1 pseudogene is annotated in these 285 nt (G+C 41.4%); it reads left to right on the top strand.

The annotated features are described in order from the left end of the window. Positions 1–285 (top strand): annotated as a pseudogene (locus AB4486_RS27775) (hypothetical protein); the annotation flags it as partial.

Raw genomic sequence — 285 nt, 5'->3', positions numbered from 1 at the left:
GTTATATCTACATCTTGATGGCGGTATGACGGACTTAGGTAATGCCTTGTTTGCTGAAATGCACATGACCTACGTTGGTGATAACTATTGGCGCAAGCTTGGCCTGTCTAATTGGGATTCTACACAGCTCATTAATCAGGTACCGGATAACATTGTTCAACAACAAGCGCTTTTACAGAGACTGAAAGATGATAGTTTTACCGTTGACTTGACTACCTGCGATGACAAATCTTGCCCTGATGAATCCAATATGGATGAAGAGTTCTATACTGCAGCAAACAGTAT

Origin of the sequence: Vibrio sp. 10N.222.55.C6, from assembly GCF_041473395.1 — a bacterium.
Classification (GTDB): Bacteria; Pseudomonadota; Gammaproteobacteria; order Enterobacterales; family Vibrionaceae; genus Vibrio; species Vibrio crassostreae_C.
This window is presented reverse-complemented; position numbering and strand designations above follow the sequence as displayed.